The organism is Leeuwenhoekiella sp. H156, assembly GCF_052218455.1.
Lineage (GTDB): Bacteria > Bacteroidota > Bacteroidia > Flavobacteriales > Flavobacteriaceae > Leeuwenhoekiella > Leeuwenhoekiella parthenopeia.
Genome location: NZ_CP197499.1, coordinates 3,757,930 through 3,777,449 on the forward strand (window position 1 = coordinate 3,757,930; position 19,520 = coordinate 3,777,449).

The following is a 19,520-nucleotide window of genomic DNA, read 5'->3' on the forward strand; positions in this document are numbered from 1 at the left end:
TAAAGCGGTCTTAGGACCGCTTTTTTATTTTATAAACTGAATATAATCAGATTTCAGGATCAAATTTGTAAAACCAAAATGACTTCTGATGTATGCTAAAGCTTCTGTTGTATAAAAAAAGCTGTGTGTAAAGTCATTTTTATACCACCAGTCTTTAAAATTGATGTCTGGTGTTAACAGGTTGGTTTTGCAGTACAAACTACCACCAGGCTTAAGAAGGTCGAAGAGTTCCCTGAAGGATTCTGCAGGCTTGTGAAAATGCTCGATCACCTCACAACACAGTACATAATCATAGCTTTGCTGCAATGCATCGGGATTTTTACTGAAAAACAGATCATAGGCTGTTACCACAAAACCCCGGTTTTTAAGCAAATTAGTAAGCACGGGATTAGGACCCGAGCCATAGTCTAAACCGGTTTCTGCCTTGCCGTGATTTTTGGTCACCACGGTAATAAGCGGACTTAAAAAATCAATATATCCGCTGTTTGATGTAGAATTCTGATGTTGTTGATAGCGCTTTTCTTCCCGCGAAGCGGAAGGCAAATCGATGGAATCCAAAAAAACCGATGCACAATACGTACATCGGTTGTAATTTCTGTTTTGAAAATTTCCAAAATGAACAGCGGGATGTTTACACAGGGTGCAAACCATAGCCAGATTAATTAGTAAAGAGATTTTAGTTTTTTAAGCTTGGCTTTCCAGATTTCAAGTGTTTTTTTGTGCTCAGCTATGTTTTTGTGCACCTCTTTTACCATCGGGTTATCGTCAGGCACATGCTGAAAAAAGCCGAGATTATTTTCAAGCTGGTTAATTTCAGCCTTGACTTCATCTATCTTTTTCGTTATAAAATAGCGTTCTTTATTTAAGGCCTGATCACCATCTTCATCTGCAATTGCGGCTACGCGATTGTCGTATTTGATGAGTTCAGACTCTTTTCGGCTTAAATCGAGCTTTTTAAAGAGCCCATCAAGTACTTTATTAAATTCCTGTTCGATGTTTTTCTTAGAATGGGGTACACGGCCGGTGTCTTTCCATTCTTTAATAACCGCTTTTATCGTTTTAAGGTCTTCCTGAGGTTCACCGCTTAACTTGAGTTCTTTTACTTTTTCAAGCAGGGCGTTTTTATCGTCGAGATTGTTTTTCTCTTCTTCCAGTATTTCTTTCTTCTCTGCGTGTAATTTATCAAAGAAGTGATTGCAAGCTTTTTTGAAGCGTTTCCAGATCTTATCACTATCCTTGCGCGGAACGTGTCCTATCTTTTTCCAGTCAGACTGAATTTTTTTCATCAGATCGATGGTCGCCTTAATATCGTCGCTGTCTTTGTGTTCTTCAGCAATTTTGATAAGCTCCATCTTTTTTTCCAGATTAGCATATTGCTCTTTTTTCTGGTCTTTGTAAAAGCCATTTTTACCGCGGTTAAACTCGCGGGTCACTTTCTTAAAGGCTTTCCAGGTAGGCTCGTTATCTTTTCGGGGAACTTTTCCTATTTTAAAGAAATCCTCACGCAGATCGTTTACCGTCTTCATCTGCTTTTGCCACTCTTTGTGGTTTGTTGCAGGATTTGCTACCAGTTTTTCAATAGCTGCAATAACTTCCTGTTTTTTCTCCAGGTTTTGTTCGTAAATCTTATCAATATTCTTGAAGTATTCCTGGCGGGCATCATGAATTTTTCGCGTAGCGGCGCTAAATTTTTCCCAGATTTCTTCACGGTATTCGCGCGAAACAGGGCCAACTTCTTCTTTCCAGATTTTATGAAGCATCTGAAGCTCTTTAAAGGCACGGTTTACGTCCTGTTCCTGAGTAAGCTCTTCGGCCTGCTCAATCAGCTTCAATTTTTTATCAAGATTCTCTTTAAAATCCTTATCTCTGAATTCCCGGTTTAGGTGCAGAAAATCGTAAAAGTTCTCAATGTGGTGATGGTAATTATTCCAGATCAGATTATAACGATCCCGTGGAATATTACCTGCATTGCGCCAGCGCTCCTGAATGTCCTTAAACTTTTCAAAAGTGGTGTTAATACTCTCTTCACCACCCAACTCGTTTTTGAGTTCTTTGAGTTCTTCGATTAACGCAGTGCGCGTATCGAGGTTTGCGCTCAGGTCTTTACGCAGATTCTGGTAATACTGGTTGCGTTTATCCCGGTACTCGAAGTAAAGCGAATTAAATTCTTTTTTAAGCGGACTGTAATATCTGAAGTCAATAATATTACCGCCATCTTCAAGAAAACGATCTTTAGCCTCTTCCTGCTCGTCTTCAAATTTAGATATAAAAGCAGCTCTAAGTTCAGACACATGTTCTTTAATGGCCTGAATTTTATGGTTGTTGAGCAGGTATTTAAATTCTTTGATGAGCTGTTCCTTGCTCATCTTTTCGTAATCCTTTTTGGGAATGCTGTGACGCTCGGCAACAGATTCATCCTCGCTTTCTTCACTTAAAACCTCGTCCAGGTCTACTGCGGTACCTTCTTCACTGTCATCTTCTGCCAGAAACTCCTCGTCCTCCTCATTCCCGGTATCAGCAGGTTTTGCCTGCTCAACAGTTTTTACAGAATCGGTTACTAGAGCTGTATCTTCAGGCTTTTCCTGTTCATCAGATGCTTCCGTTTTTGCAGAAGACTCGAGGGCTTCAGCTTCCTGCAGAGCGGCATCATCTGTATATTCTTTTAGGGTCTCAGGCTCTTCTACATCTTTGGCATCCTCGATTACCTCTACAGATTCGGTAACCAGTTGCTCATCTACGCCTGTTTGATCCTGCTCTTCTACAGATTGAGCTTCAGGCATTTCAGAATGCGCTTCCTGTTTTTTATTATTTTCAGGCTCTTTGGCCTTGGTATCCTGGGTATTATTCTTCTCTTCAGACATCTGTTTCAATGTTAAGGTTCATTTTGGTTTAAGTAAAGCCAAATTGATTAGTAAAGCATCAATTTTTCGGTCTTGTAAGCCCATTTCGCTAAATAACAAGCGGAAACAGTCTTAAGCTGCCGGGACGCTAAAGATACCATTAACTGTGCAAACGACAAGTAATTCTATAATCTAAAACCCGCAGCCCTCTATCTTTTAAAGACTAACGTAAATTGCTGAGGCATGTTATACTAGTGGAGGTTATTTCCAGATTCTCCAGGCAGCTTCGGCCTGTAAACGGAGCATATTGTAACCGTTTGTGGTCATCGCACCCTGAGCTTTTCCATTTTTTAAAAACTGCGTTTCTTCGGGATTGTAAACCAAATCGTAGAGCAGATGTTTTGAACTGATTTGACGGTAAGATATTTTAGGACATTCAGTTACGTTAGGAAATGTCCCTAACGGGGTGGTATTTATAATTAAGGTGTACTTATTGATCATCGCCGGAGTCAGGTCTTCATAGGCCAGTTGTCCCTTTTTAGGATTCCGGGAAACGTACTTGAATGAAATGTCTTCCAATTCCAGGGTATAGGCCACAGCCTTTGAAGCACCACCGGTGCCTAAAATGAGGGCACACTTGTGATTCTGTTTGTCTAGAAAGGGTTTAAGCGATTTCCTAAAGCCTATATAGTCTGTATTATATCCCTTAAGTCTGCCGTTGTTGAGACGTTTGATAACATTAACCGCGCCGATAGCGCTCGCGTGTTTATTCATCTCATCGAGATAGGGAATGATGGCCTGCTTATAAGGAATGGTAACATTATAGCCCAGATGATCTTCATCTTTTTGCTGAAGTACTGTTCTTACATCCTGAAGACTTTGGCAATCAAAGTTGACATAAGAAGCATCAATATCGTTTTTTTCAAATTTTTCGGAGAAATATTTCCTTGAAAAAGAATACTCAATGTTTTTACCAATGAGACCGAATTTTAGCATAAGGGTTTGGGGTTGTTCTAAGTGCATTGCGAAAATATTAAAATATTTACGTAAAACTCAGAAATTTTAAGAAATCATACACGGGTGTTTTCCCCGTATTTGCTCAACGCGATCACACTTATTATTCCTAGAAATATAAATAGTATTGCAGTAATATTATTTAAAGATAACTCATCGGGGATAAAGCGATCGTAATTTTTAAGTATAGGATCTCCTACGCGGTCGTATTGGATAACACCCAGTACATCCCGCTCCAAAATGGGAGTCTTCCAGGGCCATACAACTCCGAGTGAACCGGCAATAAAGCCAATTATCCCGGCATTGGTTTCGTTTTTAAAATGTTTAAGCAGGTAGCCCAAAAAATTAGAAAGCGTAACAAGCCCCACTACAGACCCTAGTGTAAACATGGTAAGAACCTTTAGAAGGCGTACACGATGAGGGTCATTTATAAACGAGAAATCGGCTTGTACAAGATCTGTCAAAGTATCGTAAAGCGCATTTACCGAGTCCACCAGGAGCAGCACATAATTTCCAAGAAGAATAAGAATAAATGAGCCTGAAAGCCCAGGAAGGGTCATCCCTGAAACACCGATGATTCCGCAGAAAAACACAAAAATGAGGTTGTCATTTTGAGTGGCCGGTTCCAGAAGACTTATGGCGACACCCGTTATTACCCCCAGAGACAGGATTAGAATATTCCGTTTTGACCAGTCGTCAAAATCTTTAGCAATAAAATAAATACTGCCTATAATCATCCCGAAAAACGCGCTCCACACCTGTAATGGGAAGTTTTCTATAGCCAGATCAAGCACTTTAGAGACGCTAAAATAACTGATGACCATGCCAAATACCAACAAAACAAGGAATCGTCCATTGGTATATCTTACAAAGCTTCGAAAACGACCGCCTAAAAGAAGTTTAAAGGCATTTTTATTAATGCGTTGCAGGGAATAAATAAATTCTTCATAAAAACCGGCAACATAAGCAACCACACCTCCTGAAACACCGGGCACTTTATTGGCTGCGCCCATGGCGAGACCTTTGAGCACCAGCCAGATTTTATCAGAAAGGGAGCGGTGTTTAAATTCCATGCTCGTTTTTCGCTTTTGCAAATCGTTCAAGCAGAAAAATAGTCAAAAACCCGACAATCATGAGCACTATAACTAAAATTACCTGAGGATTACCGTCATAATAGTTGGGCAGTATACTCTTTTCAATAAGAGGAACTTCGTGTCCTTCTGAGTTGACGCGGTAGGATAGTACTTCTTTCCAGGGCCATACTTTGTTGAGGGCCCCAATCATAAAACCGGTTAACAAGGCAAGGGTAAGATCCTGAAAGTTTTTGAACAAATAGGTAAGAACCCTTGAGAATGCCTTAAGGCCAACCACACAACCCAGGACAAACAAAAGCAGTTTGATTACTGCATCTTTAAGAGCAGCAAAATCAAAACTGATCAGGGCGTCCAGGAAATTACGCACCGTACCCAAAACAATAGAGTAAGAACCCAGAAGTAATAAGATGAAAGATCCTGAAATACCGGGAAGAATCATTGCGATAATAGCCACAAATCCCGAAAGAAAAATAAACCAGTAACTGGCCTGAGTACTCAGGGGTTCGGCAATGGTTATATAATAGGAAACCGCTATACCTATAATTCCAGCAATCACAACTCCCGCACTGTAGGTATTGATTTGTTTGCCGATATAAACAATGCTGGCTACGATTAATCCGAAAAAGAAGCCCCAAAGGAGTAAAGGATGATGATCCAGAAGGTAAGTAATGAGTTTTGCCAGAGAGAGTATGCTTATAAGTACTCCTAAAAACAGGGCTGCTAAAAATTTTAAGTTGTAAACTTCAATAACTTTTGAAAAGCCTTCCTTTTTCCAGACCTTAAAAATGCCGAGGTCTAGATTATCAATAGTCGTTATAAGTTCTTCGTAGATGCCCGCAATAAAGGCAATGGTACCACCTGAGACACCGGGAACAACATCTGCTGCTCCCATGGCCAGACCTTTTAGGGTAATAACTGCATAATTGAGCAGTGATCTGTTTTGAGACATGAATTCATTGGTTAGGTCTCAAATGTACTAAACAAATCTATAACAGGCAGGCTATACTTGTTGTAAGTGCGCGTATGAAAAGAAGCTATGAGACGTAGTAAAATCTATTTGCCTGAGGTTTTGTTCCTTGCTTTTTTGATTTTGTCAAGCACCGATTTTTTTGCATAAACAAACGGAAACAATTCTTCTAAAATGATATCGTAATCCGCCTCAAGTTTAAGCGCATTTTCTAAATGGAAATGCCCTTTATGATCGTCGTTTGTGGAAAAATACAGACCGGCAAGACGAAATTCCACCTGCGCGGAATCCGGATAAAATTCGACGGCTTCAAGCAAATTTGTGATGGCTGCTTCAGGTTCCCCGAGATTTATGAGAATATCACACCGGGTAAGCCAGGTTTCGAGCTCATAATTGCCTAGTTCCAAAGTTTTGCGATAGCCGCGTTCGGCTTCCTCGTAGAATTTAAGACGGGCATTGATCTTGGCATAGCGCTTCCAGTACAGCACATTATCCCCGTCAATATTTATCGCTTTGTTGATGTAATACAACGCATTCTGATAATCCATTTTACGGGTGTAAAAATCGGTAATGGCTATCCAGCCTTTATCCAAAAGCGGATCTTCTTTTACCGTTTTCAGGAAATACTTAATGGCAAGATCGTCGCAAGCCAGTTTTTGATAGCATTTACCCATTCTTAAATAGGCAAATGAAGTGGGGTCATCCAGACTTAAGGTGATCTGGTAGTTTTCAATGGCTTCGTTATATCTGCCCAGTTTTTCGAGAACCTTTCCTTTTTCAAAATAGGCACCGATAAAAGTGTCGTCGCTTATGATAGCAAACTCATAGGCAGCGAGGGCTTTCTCATATTCCTTTAAATCAAAATACTGTTTGCCTACCTGATGCCAGGCAACTTCGCAATACGGATTTTTATCCAGAAACATATTCAGGTAATCTATAGCTTCCTCATGCTGCTCGAGAAAGTCGAAGCAATAAATCACATTATAAAGGGCAGAATAATCCTCATCATCAACTTCAAGACACTTCATAAAGTTGAATTTGGCATTCTGAAAATCATCCAGAAACAGGTATTCCATCCCGATCAGAGAATAGATGTCGGCATCGTCTTCGGTAATTTCGAGAGCCATTTCAAGCAGCTCAATGGCTTTCTTATGATCGTCTCTTTTGGAGTAAATATTTGCTTTCTGAATAAATACCTCTTCATTCTGTGGCTCCAGCTCATAGAGCGCTGCGAGCATACGATCTGCCTCATCGAGTTTGTTTTCAAAAATGAGAATTTCAATTTTAAACAACTTGAGATTTGAGGAGGAAGGATGCTGATCCAGACCCAATTTTACAGCTTTTTTAGCCAAAGCAATTTTCCCATTCTCGAGATAATGGTTTACAATATTCTCAAATTCATCCGAATCGAAAAAAAGAACATGATTGGTCTTTAACATAGATTCAAAACGGGTGAGCGGGAAATTGTCTTCTTCGTGTTCTTGATTAAACTTCATACACGTTGCTTTTTAAATTTCTGCCTTTATAAATTTAACAAGGATAGCAGGCAGACCTTGGAGGCTTAGATATTGTTGTTAACAAATTAATCAACAATCAGGCCTAAACTCTACTTTCAGGATAGCTTAGACGCTATTTTATCTAAAACCTGAATTAAGGTACGACAACCTTTTTCAATTTCTTCATTAGAAATTGTTAATGGTGGTGTAATGCGTATTGCACGGCTTTCAAACAACAGCCAAAATAAAATGAGCCCCTCGTCCTGAGCCTGTAATATGGCTTGAGAGGTGATTTCAGCAGAGGGCGTCATTGCAGCAAGCATCAAACCTTTACCGCGTACTTCTTCAATTAATGGGTGTATTAGCAGACTTCTCATGAGCTTTTCCTTTTCTAAAGCCTGCTCCATAAGTTTTTCGTCCAGAATAGTTTGCACGGTCGCCAGGGCAGCTGCCGCAATGACAGGATGACCGCCAAAGGTGGTAATATGACCCAGTTTAGGATTGTTTGATAACAGTTGCATGTGAGCCGTTGAGGCGGTAAAGGCGCCAATAGGCATACCGCCGCCCATACCTTTACCCATCACGACAATATCGGGTAGCACATTATAATTCTCAAAACCGAAAAATGTTCCCGTACGACCAAAACCCGGTTGTATTTCATCAAGTATCAACAGGGCGTCCACCTCTTCACAGCGTTTTTTTACTGCTGAAAGCCAGCCTTCCACGGGCTGTATAAATCCTGCTCCGCCCTGAATGGTCTCGAGCACAACACCGGCAGTTTGAGAAGTTATCTGCTCTAAATGCTCAAAACTGTTGTAATCAATATGGCGTATACCACCCACTAATGGCCTGAAAGGCGCAACACGTTCCTCATAATTCATCAGGCTTAGCGCTCCAAAGGTATTGCCGTGATAAGCCTGATTTGCAGAAATAATCTCCTGTCTGCCGGTTACACGTCTGGCAAGCTTCATTGCGCCATCTATAGCTTCAGTCCCGCTGTTTACCAGATAGGTTTGCTCCAGTGGGGCGGGGAGAAGCTCGGCCAGCAGGCGGGTTAATTGTACGGCAGGGCTTTGCGCATACTCGCCATATACCATAACGTGCAGGTACTTTTCGCTTTGCTCACGAAGTGCTTTTAATACATTGGGATGCCCGTGACCCACGCTGGTTGCAGAAACTCCTGCTACAAAATCAAGATAGGCTTTGCCGCTCGTATCGTAGATGTAGGATCCCTTTGCGTGAGATACCTCCATTGCGAGCGGATGCGGTGTGGTCTGTGCCTGATATTTTAAAAAATCAGCCTTCATTAGTGCCATTTAGGGAGTCCTTTACTTTTTCCTGAGGTAATTCGCGCAGTTGTGGAGTACCGGTATTGTCGTTCTCCTCGTCATTTGCGCCGGGCTGTAAAGTTGCTTTGTCGTTTACAGGAATACCTATGCCGGGCGCATCTTCTTCCCGGTTTTTAAAGTCAGAAGGTTTAAGGCGTGAAGCACCGGGTATATCAAGTTCGTTATCTGGAATACTGTTATCAAAAAAGTCTTCTTCAATTTGAGGAAGCGGGATTCCCTGAATCTTTGTTAGTGTAAAAGGAGCTTCGCCTTTAAAAATATCTTCCTTGGTGAGCAGGCGTTCTGCTCCGCGCCAGTTGAGTCCCGGAAACTCTCGTTGATCTTTTGGGAATTTGGTTAACGGAAAAACTTCACCATCTACCTGCCGCCATTTAGTGACTTCAACAAGTGCATTTTTTTCTAAAATCGCGGTAATAGATGCCGATTTACTTTTGTCAACGCCCTGAAGAACCCCGTCTTCACCACGCATATAATTTATACTTTCTGCATTTTTCACAATGTCGATCTGGTGGAGGGCATTGTCTTTAAAGGTGCCAAAAAGCGTCACTCCCTTTACCTGATTATACCCCAATTTATCGGGTTGATCATACAGGGGGATGGTGTCCTGTTGAGCCAAAAAGGCATTCTCAAACACCCGAAGCGAGTCGAGTTGCTCAGTTTTGGTATCGCTTTTTAAATGAATGCTGTCGCCAGTCATCTGGCTGAGACCACTCCATAAAACAGGTTTTCCAATCATTTGGGTAAGCCCGCTTTCCTGATTGATGTGAATAGAATCGCATTTTCCGCTCAGGTCGCTTTTAAACAAACGCACGTTGTAATACCCGCGAACGATTCGTTTATCGGGAACTCCCGTTACTACTAGACGGTCGCCGTGTACGTAGATGGAGTCCTGATCCTGAACCGTAATAGCCACCGCTCTTTTAGTTATAAAAACAGAATCTTTAGCCTTATAAACTTCGGCATAATGCCCTTTAATAATGCTGTTGTTTGCCGTGTCTATTACCCTAATGTTGTTTGTAGCCGAAGCAAAATTGGTAGGACGGTCAAAATACAGACTGTCTCCAAAAACGGTGCGGTTGTCATAATCTATACGGGAATTTTTTACAAAATACCCGTTGTCATTGCGGGTGTCATAATAGCCCCGTTCGCAATAAACCGTACTGGTTTCACTGGTAATGGTTGACGGACCGTATAAATAGGCGATTTTGCTTTTTGAATAATAGTCCAGCTGCTCACTATCGATCACGTATTCCGGGTTGGTGACCTTTACGTTTTGAATAAATGAATATTTATCCTGATCCAGAAAATAGCGGCCTATTTTACTGGTTATTACACTTGCGGTGTCTCTTAAAGTCCCGTTGTTGCGGTAATATGCCTGTTGCTTTATACGGTCAAAATAAAGGGTGTCTGTATCGAGTGTGGCTGTAGGCGTCTGTAGATTTACCTTGCCCGAAGCCCAGGCAAATTGGGTATTACCATTGTACTCGGCATAATTACTACGCATACTTATAGTATCACCCTGGTTCATACGCACATTACCTATAGCACGTACAAAATTTTCATTCTTATAATGAAAGGCCAGATCACACCACATCTCAATACCCTTGTGTACAATATAAACCTGATTGGTGTTTTTATACATTACCAGAGCCCCGGGATATTTAGCCTCGTCGATTTGTGAAATGTCTGAAGTGATATCGAGTTCATTTCCTTCCTGGGCGAAAACCGAAAACGAAAGAAGAAGACCTGCGAGTAAAAAGAAGTGTTTTAAAAAACCGGGCATAGCGTATTTTGATGCAAATATAACGGAAAAACCTCCGCTTAAAGTATAGCTTCCGTTCAAAATTAGACCGGAGAATTTTATCTCAAATCAGGATTTTCCTGCCTTTGCTTCTTTGATCATTTCGATATAGAAATCTTCCGTAAGTTGAGCTTTCGAAATTTGAAGTTCGGCAAGAAGGCTGTAAAGAATGTCAAAGAGGGCATCGGTTTTTGCCTTTTGAGCGGTCTGGGTTTCAATCTCAATAAACGAGTCTTCTAATTCTTCAAAGCGCACCAGAGCTATTTCAATATCTATCTCTTTATAATGCAGATTGAAAATTTCACAATGTTTGGTATAATGAGCCGTTTTTTTGTATCCCAGCTTAAAAAGAATTTGCTCGGTATTGCTGTGATCGGTTACCAGAGTCTCGTATTCCGGTTTTGAACGGGTGAGTTTTTCAAAGGCTGTATCTTTAAAAGTAAGGTAATGCGCTGCTTCGCCGGTATCCAGATTGGTTTTGGTGCGTAATCTAAATTCCTGATCTGCTTCCGTAAGCAAATTGTTTTGATCGTAATATCGGTCATCATAATCCAGCCGTTTCTGAGATTCAATATCAAATTGAAGGATTTGATTTCGTGTTTCCTGATAATTTTTAAGACGGGCTGTAAGTTCTACTTCATACATAAGGACTGCTTTAATGAATAAAGTTAATGTTTTCGCCGCCGGGCAAAAACATTAATCAAGCACCAGGCGGTGAATAAAATCCAGTTTTTTAATAACCGGTTCTGAAATCACAAAAGGATACAGATCCGGGGCGCCCATACTTCGACTGAGGGAATTTACGACGTAGGTAAGTGGCAGATAGTGTTTGATGATTTTGCGCATAGACGCACCCTCATAGGGATCAAAATCACAACTGACATCGAGGTTGTTGTTTTTCTTAAGTTCGGGATCAATTTCCAGCCCAAAGTGATACGCGGTTTCAAGCATATCCATAAGGTGTAAATAATGCGCCCAGGTTTCTGCCCAATCTTCCCATGGGTGCATAGTGGCGTACGAACTGATGTAATTTTTACGCCAGTTTTGAGGCGGGCCTTCTTTGTAATGTTTTTCTAAAGCCTCGCCATAATCGAGGCTGTCATCGCCAAATAATGCCCTAAATTCCTGAAGCACCTTAGGATTGGGTTTGACAAGCGCATCCCAGTAAAAATGCCCGACCTCGTGTCTAAAATGTCCCAAAAGGGTACGGTATCTTTCTGAAAGCTGCTCTTTAATATATTCCCGATGCACGGCATCGGCTTCATTGATGTTTAAGGTTATTCTGCCATTTGCGTGGCCGGTTTTGACCGACCCCGGATTATTAGGGTCTGAGGCTAAAAAATCAAAACTCAGTTCGAGATTTTGGTCTGCCAGCTCAAAGGAAACATGCAGATTAAGCTTTTTGAGACTGTAAAACAGTCTTCGTTTTGCTGCTTCGATCTTTTGCCAGTCGAGTTTGTTTTCCTGAAAATTGAGATCGGGAATCATATTATTAGTAGCACAGGCTTCACAAAAGGTGTCTGTTCCTTCAGCCGGTACCAGCCAGTTGCAGGCGTGAAATTGCTGGTTTGAACAATAGGTATAACTCTTGCCGGAAGCCTGAGTTGTTAGTTGGTGTTTTTCAGTATAGGGAAATGAAAGCATTTCTTCTTCCTTGAATAGATAGCCAAGTTGATTACCGCATTTTTCGCAGCTGGTGTTTTCAAAATAAACAGGATTCTTGCAATGGGTACACTGAAATATTTTCATAATAGGTTGATTAGGATATAGTAAATGTAGCGGTATCTGTGTTAGCTTACTGCCAAAATGCTCTCAAAATCAAGCCAAAAAAAAAGCCTGAACTTCGCGAGTTCAGGCTTTAGATTTATAGGTCTTGACAATCTATCTGTGAATTGTTTGGGTACGATCGGGTCCTACCGAAACAATTTTAATAGGCACATTGAGCTCTTTTTCCAAAAAATCTATATAATCATTAAGCTCTTTCGGCAGTTCGCCATCTTTCTGCATTTTAGTAAGATCTTCTGCCCAGCCTTTCATTTCAGTATAGATAGGCTCTACGTTTTCGGGCTCAATATTGTAAGGCAGGTGGTCAATTACCTGACCTTTGTATTTGTATTGGGTACAGATTTTAAGGGTGTCAAAACCGCTTAAAACGTCGCCTTTCATCATCATTAATTGGGTAACGCCATTAACGCGTACAGCATATTTGAGCGCAACAAGATCTAACCAGCCGCAACGACGTGGTCTTCCCGTTGTGGCGCCAAACTCATTACCTACACGACCCATTGTAGCGCCTACCTCGTCAAAAAGTTCAGTAGGGAAGGGGCCAGATCCCACTCGAGTGGTATAGGCTTTAAAAATCCCGAAAACTTCAGCAATTTGCCCGGGAGCAATGCCCAGACCTGTGCAGGCTCCTGCAGCGGTGGTATTAGACGAAGTAACGTAAGGATAGGTACCAAAGTCGATATCGAGTAAGGAACCCTGTGCACCTTCGGCCAAAATTGATTTTCCGGCTTGTTGTGCCTGATACAGGTATTCTTCAGAGTCAATAAAGGTAAGAGACTTCAATACTTCTACAGCTTTAAAGAATTCGGTTTCCAGTTCGTCCAGATTATATTCAATCTTGGCGTCGTAAAAATCGATCATATCAATATGCTTGTCGCGCAAAGCGGAATAACGATCTTTCCAGTCGTCAAGCTCCAGATCCCCTACGCGAATACCGTTACGACCGGTTTTATCCATATAAGTAGGTCCAATCCCTTTGAGGGTAGAGCCTATTTTTGCTTTGCCTTTTGAAGCCTCGGAAGCTGCATCAAGCAAGCGGTGCGTGGGTAGAATAAGGTGTGCCTTACGCGAAATAAGCAGTTTATCCTTTATGTTTAGTTTGAACTTGGATAGGTTGTCAAGTTCTTTTTTAAAAATAACGGGGTCTATCACCACGCCATTTCCTACCAGATTGATCGCATTTTCGTGAAAAATCCCTGAGGGTATGGTGTGTAAAACGTGCTTAATGCCGTCAAATTCTAGAGTGTGTCCTGCATTGGGACCTCCCTGAAAGCGGGCGATGATATCGTAATTTTTAGTAAGTACGTCAACTATTTTGCCTTTTCCTTCATCTCCCCATTGGAGACCCAGAAGTAAATCTACTGCCATCTATGAATTGTTGTCTTCGGTTGTGTTTTTTGTTGAATCCTCCGGTTTGCGGTTACCGTAAAAATAAAGGGAGTGTTTGTTTATCTGAATATTAAAAACCTCTTCGATAGTTTTCTTAATAGACTGAATACGCGGATCACAGAACTCAATCACTTCACCGGTATCGGTTAAAATCACGTGATCGTGCTGTTTGTCAAAATACGATTTTTCGTATTGTGACTGGTTTTGGCCAAACTGATGTTTACGCACCAAACCGCATGAAAGCAATAATTCTATCGTATTGTACAGCGTAGCGCGGCTCACCCGATATTTTTTATTTTTCATGCTGATGTACAGCGTTTCAATGTCAAAATGGTCATTGTAATTGTAAATCTCCTGAAGAATTGCATAACGCTCCGGAGTTTTACGATGCCCATTTTCTTCCAGAAACTTGGTGAAGACGTTTTTTACGACTTCCTGATCTTTATTTATTGTTGCTTTAGGTACCATAATAGAGGGTGCAAATTTACGCAATTACAAACGTATGACTTTGTCGATACCGTTTATTTTTTTCAAGTTTTCTATAAGTCTGCGTAAATGCTCTTTGTTTTTAACGATAACCGTGATTTTTCCGTTAAACACACCGTCATTTGTGGTAAAATTAAGGTTGCGCATATTCACATGCATGTGTTCTGAAATCTCACGGGTAACGTGATTTACAAGACCCAGGGTATCAATTCCGGTGAGTTCAAGCTCCGCCTGAAAGTCCTGCGCCGACGAGTCTATCCATTTTGCCGGAATGATGCGATAGGCATAATTACTCTGCAGGGATAATGCGTTAGGACAATTTTGCTTGTGAACCCGTATTCCTTCGGAGACAGTGGTAAAACCAAATACTTTATCTCCCGGAATGGGATTACAACACGGAGCAAGTGTATAATCGAGCTTTTGCTCATCCCGGCCAAAAACGAGCAAGTCGTATTTATCGGTGATTTCATCTTTATCAACATGTTCAGCAACCGGTGGCTTGCGAATCTTGTTTTTAAAGAAACTCACAAAGGCATTGCTGCGTGAAGCAGCATAGTCCTTGATCATTTTATTATCTATAGTACCTATACCCACCCGGTAAAACAAATCGAGGCTGGTTTTCAGTTTAAAATAGATCACCATCTCGTTGATCACTCCCTCATCAAGTGTGATTTTTTGAGAGCGCAGTTTACGGGTAAGAATCACTTTACCGTCTTCAGCAATAGTTTTCTTCTCGTCTTTAAGCGAAGATTTAATTTTTGCCCGCGCACGAGCAGTGGTGGCATAGTCAAGCCAGTTATTGTTAGGTCTTGCATGCTCGCTCGTGATGATCTCTACCTGATCTCCGCTTTTGAGTTCGTGGCTTAGTGGAACCAGCTTGCCATTTACCCGTGCGCCGCGCGTATGCATTCCTATTTCGGTATGTATGCTGAAAGCGAAATCAAGTGGCGTGGCAGCTTTAGGCAGGGATTTTAAATCTCCCTGAGGCGTAAATACAAAAATTTCTTTGTTGTACAGATTCAGTTTGAATTGCTCAACAAACTCAATGGCATTGGTCTCATTACCTTCAAGAGCTTCCTGAAGACGGTTTAACCACTGGTCGAGTGTGCGGTCTTCTTCACTTTCTTCTGTGGTGCCCTGCTTGTATTTGTAATGCGCGGCATAACCCTTTTCGGCGATCTCATTCATCCGGTCAGACCGAATTTGAACTTCAACCCAACGCCCTTTCAGCCCCATAACGGTAATGTGCAAAGCTTCGTAACCCGTTGATTTGGGAGACGAGATCCAGTCCCGTAGTCGGGTAGGATTGGGCCTGAAGTGATCGGTTATGATGGAATAAATCTTCCAAGCGAGGAATTTCTCGTTTTCGGGAGTTGATTTATAAATGATACGAATGGCAAACTTGTCGTAAACCTGATCAAAGGGTATGTTTTGCTTCAGCATTTTACGACGTATGCTGTAAATAGATTTAGGTCTCCCTTTTATATCATAATCTAGAGCCTCTTTGTCAAGCGATTGCTTAACGGCATTGGTAAACTCTTCAATGTATTGATCCTGCTGCTCTTTGGTCTCCTTCATCTTACGCGAAATGTCTTTAAACACTTCGGGTTCGGTGTATTTGAGGCCCAGATCTTCCAGTTCGGTCTTGATGTTATACAGGCCTATACGATGCGCGAGCGGAGCATAGATGTACAGGGTTTCGCTGGCAATTTTTACCTGCTTATCCTGCCGCATAGAATCCATGGTCTGCATATTGTGCAGGCGGTCTGCAATCTTGATGATGATTACCCTAACGTCGTCGTTTATGGTAAGCAGCATTTTTCTGAAATTCTCTGCCTGTAACGAAACATCGCGGTGTTTTTTCAGGTTAGAGATTTTGGTAAGACCATCAACAATTCGGGCGACGGTGGGGCCAAATAAATCTTCCAGATCATCCAGAGTATAGGAAGTGTCCTCAACGACATCGTGAAGGAGCGCCGCAGCAATTGAAGTAGCGTCCATACCAATTTCGCTGGCGACAATACGAGCCACGGCAAGCGGGTGAAAAACATAAGCCTCCCCCGATTTACGGCGTTGATCTTTATGCGCATCTACCGCAACCTCAAAGGCTTTTCTGATCATTTTTTTATCGTCATCAGAAAGGGTGCGATAACTTATGCGCAGCAGCTCCTTGTATTGCCGGGTGAGCTCTTTATTTTCTTCTTCTAATTCAACAGCAGTCATATTCTAAAAGTACAATTATATCCCAAAAAAGCAAATGCAATCAGGTCATCTCTTAGTCGAAAGATAAGCGGTTTTTTACAAACTAGGCTTTTAGATTTTTATAACGCTGAAGCAGGGTAGGATGCGAGTAATGCAGTTTTACATATAACGGATGTGGGGTAAGGTTGCTCAAACTGTTGCGGGATAATTTTTTTAAAGAGGTAATGAGCGGTTGTGCTGCATAGGTTTCTTTTGCATAATTGTCTGCCTGATACTCAAATTTGCGCGAGAGGACACTCATTAAAAAATCGGTAATCCCAGAAATAGGTGCGTATAAAATGCCGAAAGCGATAAGACCCGCGTGAAAACTGGGCTGGTCAACCCCAATGGCAAGTGCAAAGACCTCCTGACTAATAAACAATCCCAAAAGCCAAAGGGTAAAACCGGTAAGCAACAGGGAAACAAACAAATTGATAATAATATGATTTTTGCGGTAATGCCCCACTTCGTGAGCTAACACAGCCACAATCTCTTCATCTTCGAGATCATTGATTAAGGTATCGTAAAGGGTAATACGTTTTTCAGAACCAAAACCCGAAAAATACGCATTGGCCTTGGTACTGCGTTTCGAGCCGTCTATCACAAAAATATTTTTTAGTTTGAAGCCTACCGAGTTGGCATAACTTTCAATTTTAGTGCGCAGATCGCCTTCGCTCAAGGGCGTTTGTTTGTTGAAAAGGGGTACAATAAGCCGGGCGTAGAACATATTGGTCACCACAGCAAATACAGCAAAAAGCACCCAGGCATAGAGCCAAAAGAGAGCACCACTTATTTGGTAAAACCAAATGACCAGAGCCAGCAAAACACCGCCTACGATAATGGTCATAAGCCAGCCTTTTAATTTATCCATAAAAAACAGGGCAGGAGTAGATTTATTAAAACCGAAGCGTTCTTCAATCACAAAGGTTTTATAATAACTAAAAGGAGTCGTCAAAATATCGGTTCCCAGAATAATGATTCCGAAAAAGAGAAGTCCGGCAACAATCTCGTTGTTGCTAAGGCTACGTGCCAGTTGATCTGCAAAACCAAAGCCATCTGCAAAAAAGAAAAGTAGGGTCACAACCAGCATAAAAGAGGAAGTGAGTGCCGAAAACCGGGCATTTGCTTTTTTATAATCCTGAGATTTACGGTAGGTGTCTGCATCGTAAACATCACTAAGTTCTTTTGGAATAGGATCGTCAAAATGTTTGGCATTGAGCCAGTCGAGAATTTGATCTATGGCAAAGCTTAGAATTATAAAAGCGATAATGATGTAAAAAACGAGTTGTGGGGTCATAGTTCTAAGAATTTGGGGTAAAACCGCGTTGTCTTCGGGCTTCAAAAATGAGTATTGCAGCTGCTACCGAAACGTTCATCGAGTCGAGACTGCCCTGCATGGGGATGATGATGTTCTGCTTTGACTCTGCCCGCCAGGCAGCCGAAAGCCCGTCTGCTTCAGTACCTACAACAATTGCTGAGGCTTCTTTAAAATTTTGTTTCTCATAGGAAATCGCTTCCTGTAAAATAGCTGCAAAAATGTGGATGTTCTTGTTTTTCAGAAAGTCAATGATTTCTGAAGTACTTCCTGTTGCGACCGGAACAGTAAAAACACCACCCACACTAGATCGTATGATGTTTGGGTTGTAAAGATCGGTAAGCGGATTGGCCAAAATAAAAGCATCAACGCCCGCGGCATCTGCGGTACGCAATAAAGCGCCAATATTTCCCGGTTTTTCGGGCGCTTCAGCAATTAAAATTAAAGGTGTTTCAGGTAATTGCAGATCAGTTAATGCGTGGGGTTTCGCTTTTGCGGAAGCGATAACGCCTTCGGTTCCGGAGCGGTAGGCGATTTTACGGTACACTTCCTCAGTCAGTTCAATTACTTCGGCTTTGCCTGAAAGTGTGTCGAGTAAATCTTCCAGAAGCTGCGTTTCGACAATAGTTTTACAAAAAAACACGTGTTGAAAATCGTAACAGGCATTAAGTGCCAGATTGATTTCACGTAACCCTTCAATCAAGAATAGACCGCTCTTGCGGCGCTCGCGGGACTTTTCCTGCAGGGCGACAAGCTTCTTTATCGTAGGATTTTGGGTGCTGCTGATGAGTTTATACATAGGTGCAAAGATAGAAAACCAGACTTGAGCCCAACTAGTTATCTGAGGTAGGCTTAATTAGGGTATAATGCTCTTCTAAAACTTCTAAAAGGTCTTCCCGGGAATAGCCTTCATCGGTCTTGCTGTAAAGCTTCAGGTCGAGGCGGTCATTATCGCGTACCTGTATTGAATCTTTCGTATAAAAGTGATCTATCAGGTTTTGAAGTTCATAGTTTTGAGCTTCGAGACACAGCAAATTCCCGTTAGGAGCACTGTCGTAAACCATACGGGTTGAACGCTCTACTTCAAAAGCGATGCCGGTGGTTTCTATAGAAACCTGCTCATTATCTACCAGAGGTCTTTCCACATTGTGAAAAGCTAAAAAGGAAAGCATAATCAGACTGAAATTATGCAGAAAATGTCCCAGAAGTGCCCAAACAAATCCCAGTTTCAGCCTTAGAAAACTGAAAATTAAGCCTGCTGCCAGTTGCGGACCTGTAATAATGGGAGCCAAAACAAAAAAGATCCAGTCAACATTTTCATAATTACTCAGGTGAACCAGTCCAAACACGCTCGAAAACAGGTAAACGATTACACGCAGATGTTTCCTCCAGAATGTTGAAAAATCGGTTTTAAACAAATAGGCCAGTCCGCGCAGCAGATAATTGCGTTTGTATTTAAGCGGAAATCTGAAGATCGTTTCCTCAATTAACGGAGGTAATATGGTCATGTAGAGAATGGCCTGCCAGAATGGGTATAAATCCTTGTTGAGCAGGTTTTCATACTCGGCAGTGAGCGGTTCGAGAAAAGTAAGCAGCACGACAAAGCCCATAGCTATTGCCATATCGTAGACTATACTACTGAAGAGAAATTTTATTTTTTGCCAGAATGAAAGGGGTAGAACCCGGTCGTCAGGCTTTTTAATAAACTCATTTATTATGCCTACGCGTGAAGCAAAACTCATA

16 protein-coding genes are annotated in these 19,520 nt (G+C 41.6%); all 16 read right to left on the bottom strand.

Annotated elements, in window-relative coordinates; translation table 11 throughout:
• Window positions 1-24 precede the first annotated feature (24 nt).
• The 16 genes from ACSSS3_RS15920 to ACSSS3_RS15995 all read right to left on the bottom strand — a co-directional run bounded on the left by ACSSS3_RS15920 (window position 25) and on the right by ACSSS3_RS15995 (window position 19,519).
• Window positions 25-651, bottom strand: a complete 627-nt coding sequence (locus tag ACSSS3_RS15920; protein ID WP_442845454.1) for a class I SAM-dependent methyltransferase — start codon at window positions 649-651, stop codon at window positions 25-27.
• A gap of 11 nt (window positions 652-662) precedes the next feature.
• Window positions 663-2,861, bottom strand: a complete 2,199-nt coding sequence (locus ACSSS3_RS15925) for a DUF349 domain-containing protein (RefSeq protein ID WP_442845455.1) — start codon at window positions 2,859-2,861, stop codon at window positions 663-665.
• A gap of 240 nt (window positions 2,862-3,101) precedes the next feature.
• Window positions 3,102-3,836, bottom strand: coding sequence for a shikimate dehydrogenase family protein (locus ACSSS3_RS15930; protein ID WP_434084781.1), 735 nt, complete (start codon window positions 3,834-3,836; stop codon window positions 3,102-3,104).
• Window positions 3,837-3,910: 74 nt separating this feature from the next.
• Window positions 3,911-4,927 carry a DUF368 domain-containing protein gene (locus tag ACSSS3_RS15935; protein ID WP_442845456.1) on the bottom strand — a complete coding sequence of 339 codons (1,017 nt, stop codon included), beginning with the start codon at window positions 4,925-4,927 and terminating at the stop codon, window positions 3,911-3,913.
• A complete protein-coding gene (locus tag ACSSS3_RS15940) occupies window positions 4,917-5,897 on the bottom strand; it encodes a DUF368 domain-containing protein (protein WP_228230421.1) in 981 nt (326 codons plus the stop codon). Before ACSSS3_RS15940 ends, ACSSS3_RS15935 begins: the two co-directional genes overlap by 11 nt.
• Window positions 5,898-6,001: 104 nt before the next feature.
• A complete protein-coding gene (locus ACSSS3_RS15945) occupies window positions 6,002-7,411 on the bottom strand; it encodes a tetratricopeptide repeat protein (RefSeq protein WP_228230422.1) in 1,410 nt (469 codons plus the stop codon).
• A gap of 116 nt (window positions 7,412-7,527) precedes the next feature.
• Window positions 7,528-8,718: an aspartate aminotransferase family protein gene (locus ACSSS3_RS15950; RefSeq protein ID WP_442845457.1), complete on the bottom strand. Its 1,191-nt coding sequence runs from the start codon at window positions 8,716-8,718 to the stop codon at window positions 7,528-7,530.
• Window positions 8,708-10,603, bottom strand: coding sequence for an OstA-like protein (locus ACSSS3_RS15955; protein ID WP_442845458.1), 1,896 nt, complete (start codon window positions 10,601-10,603; stop codon window positions 8,708-8,710). Before ACSSS3_RS15955 ends, ACSSS3_RS15950 begins: the two co-directional genes overlap by 11 nt.
• A 27-nt stretch (window positions 10,604-10,630) precedes the next feature.
• A complete protein-coding gene (locus ACSSS3_RS15960) occupies window positions 10,631-11,206 on the bottom strand; it encodes a CYTH domain-containing protein (protein ID WP_442845459.1) in 576 nt (191 codons plus the stop codon).
• 51 nt (window positions 11,207-11,257) lie between these two features.
• The gene (locus ACSSS3_RS15965) at window positions 11,258-12,310 is read right to left on the bottom strand and encodes a zinc-binding metallopeptidase family protein (RefSeq protein ID WP_442845460.1); all 1,053 of its coding nucleotides are present in this window, start codon (window positions 12,308-12,310) and stop codon (window positions 11,258-11,260) included.
• A gap of 132 nt (window positions 12,311-12,442) precedes the next feature.
• A complete protein-coding gene (locus ACSSS3_RS15970) occupies window positions 12,443-13,714 on the bottom strand; it encodes an adenylosuccinate synthase (protein WP_228230427.1) in 1,272 nt (423 codons plus the stop codon).
• Window positions 13,715-14,203, bottom strand: a complete 489-nt coding sequence (locus tag ACSSS3_RS15975) for a Fur family transcriptional regulator (protein ID WP_442845461.1) — start codon at window positions 14,201-14,203, stop codon at window positions 13,715-13,717. It lies immediately after the preceding gene.
• A 24-nt stretch (window positions 14,204-14,227) separates the two neighbouring features.
• Entirely contained in the window at window positions 14,228-16,444 is a 2,217-nt protein-coding gene (locus ACSSS3_RS15980; protein ID WP_228230429.1) for a RelA/SpoT family protein, read from the bottom strand.
• Window positions 16,445-16,526: 82 nt separating this feature from the next.
• Window positions 16,527-17,759 carry a M48 family metallopeptidase gene (locus ACSSS3_RS15985; protein ID WP_442845462.1) on the bottom strand — a complete coding sequence of 411 codons (1,233 nt, stop codon included), beginning with the start codon at window positions 17,757-17,759 and terminating at the stop codon, window positions 16,527-16,529.
• A gap of 4 nt (window positions 17,760-17,763) precedes the next feature.
• Window positions 17,764-18,576, bottom strand: coding sequence for a TrmH family RNA methyltransferase (locus ACSSS3_RS15990; protein ID WP_442845463.1), 813 nt, complete (start codon window positions 18,574-18,576; stop codon window positions 17,764-17,766).
• A gap of 34 nt (window positions 18,577-18,610) precedes the next feature.
• Complete coding sequence (locus tag ACSSS3_RS15995) at window positions 18,611-19,519, bottom strand: CPBP family intramembrane glutamic endopeptidase (RefSeq protein WP_442845464.1); 909 nt, start codon at window positions 19,517-19,519, stop codon at window positions 18,611-18,613.
• Window position 19,520: the final 1 nt, after the last annotated feature.

Bases quoted from the DNA above. Each gene is read 5' to 3' on its own strand.
- ACSSS3_RS15985 (WP_442845462.1), bottom strand. From the start codon at position 17,759: ATGACCCCACAACTCGTTTTTTACATCATTATCGCTTTTATAATTCTA.
- ACSSS3_RS15935 (WP_442845456.1), bottom strand. From the start codon at position 4,927: ATGGAATTTAAACACCGCTCCCTTTCTGATAAAATCTGGCTGGTGCTC.
- ACSSS3_RS15930 (WP_434084781.1), bottom strand. From the start codon at position 3,836: ATGCTAAAATTCGGTCTCATTGGTAAAAACATTGAGTATTCTTTTTCA.
- ACSSS3_RS15980 (WP_228230429.1), bottom strand. From the start codon at position 16,444: ATGACTGCTGTTGAATTAGAAGAAGAAAATAAAGAGCTCACCCGGCAA.
- ACSSS3_RS15990 (WP_442845463.1), bottom strand. From the start codon at position 18,576: ATGTATAAACTCATCAGCAGCACCCAAAATCCTACGATAAAGAAGCTT.
- ACSSS3_RS15925 (WP_442845455.1), bottom strand. From the start codon at position 2,861: ATGTCTGAAGAGAAGAATAATACCCAGGATACCAAGGCCAAAGAGCCT.
- ACSSS3_RS15975 (WP_442845461.1), bottom strand. From the start codon at position 14,203: ATGGTACCTAAAGCAACAATAAATAAAGATCAGGAAGTCGTAAAAAAC.
- ACSSS3_RS15970 (WP_228230427.1), bottom strand. From the start codon at position 13,714: ATGGCAGTAGATTTACTTCTGGGTCTCCAATGGGGAGATGAAGGAAAA.
- ACSSS3_RS15965 (WP_442845460.1), bottom strand. From the start codon at position 12,310: ATGAAAATATTTCAGTGTACCCATTGCAAGAATCCTGTTTATTTTGAA.
- ACSSS3_RS15995 (WP_442845464.1), bottom strand. From the start codon at position 19,519: ATGAGTTTTGCTTCACGCGTAGGCATAATAAATGAGTTTATTAAAAAG.
- ACSSS3_RS15945 (WP_228230422.1), bottom strand. From the start codon at position 7,411: ATGAAGTTTAATCAAGAACACGAAGAAGACAATTTCCCGCTCACCCGT.
- ACSSS3_RS15940 (WP_228230421.1), bottom strand. From the start codon at position 5,897: ATGTCTCAAAACAGATCACTGCTCAATTATGCAGTTATTACCCTAAAA.
- ACSSS3_RS15950 (WP_442845457.1), bottom strand. From the start codon at position 8,718: ATGAAGGCTGATTTTTTAAAATATCAGGCACAGACCACACCGCATCCG.
- ACSSS3_RS15960 (WP_442845459.1), bottom strand. From the start codon at position 11,206: ATGTATGAAGTAGAACTTACAGCCCGTCTTAAAAATTATCAGGAAACA.
- ACSSS3_RS15920 (WP_442845454.1), bottom strand. From the start codon at position 651: ATGGTTTGCACCCTGTGTAAACATCCCGCTGTTCATTTTGGAAATTTT.